Source organism: Candidatus Pelagibacter communis, assembly GCF_001180025.1.
GTDB classification, from domain to species: Bacteria; Pseudomonadota; Alphaproteobacteria; order Pelagibacterales; family Pelagibacteraceae; genus Pelagibacter; species Pelagibacter ubique_A.
Genome location: NZ_CVSK01000031.1, coordinates 1 through 674, shown reverse-complemented (window position 1 = coordinate 674; position 674 = coordinate 1). Strand labels below are relative to the sequence as shown.

Annotated in this window: 1 protein-coding gene and 1 pseudogene; both read right to left on the bottom strand. The window is 34.0% G+C overall.

All coding sequences use genetic code 11. The features are described from left to right. Positions 1-240 (bottom strand): annotated as a pseudogene (locus AMN83_RS01595) (C4-dicarboxylate ABC transporter); the annotation flags it as partial. After that, positions 237-674, bottom strand: a 438-nt coding sequence (locus tag AMN83_RS01590; protein WP_075503831.1) for a TRAP transporter small permease subunit, incomplete at its 5' end; no start/stop codon positions are given. The pseudogene AMN83_RS01595 and the gene AMN83_RS01590, both read right to left, overlap by 4 nt.

Here is a 674-nt window from a genome sequence, read left to right as displayed (position 1 = left end):
CTCCATCATAATACCCATAAAGACAAAGAGCGGGACGGCGGCGAGAGTTTGTTCGGTCATGACCATCGAGAACTGGAGGGTCATTAAATAAAAGACTAATTTTCCAAATCCTAGATACCCAAATACAAAACCTAAGAAAATTAATGTAAATGAAATTGGAAATCCGACAAAGATTGCAAAAAGCATTACTCCAACTAAAATAAAACCTAAAATGGCTGGATCAATTAATTCTGCTATCATTCATCTTCTCCTGGCCATTTTCCTCTTGTGGCAGCCCAATAACTTTTAAATAATTCTGAAATACCTTGGATCAGTAAAAATATTATACCAATTAGTAGACAACTTTTAATTGGCCACATATAGGGCATCCAGGTTGTATCCATTCCTCTTTCACCTCTTTGAATAGACTCCCCTACATATCCAATAGTCATGTAAAGAAATACTATTAAGCCTGGAAAATAAAATAAAATATATAACCAAAAATCAATTGTTCCTTGATTCTTGGTTTTAAAATTTCTGTATAAAAAATCAGCTCTTATATGAACACCTTTAGAAAGTGCATAACCAGCACCCAACATAAAAAGTGCACCATATAAAAAGCGACTTATGTCATAAGCCCAAATTGTTGGGGAATGAAATAATTTTCTAGCAAGAACCTCATAAGTCATTGCAAG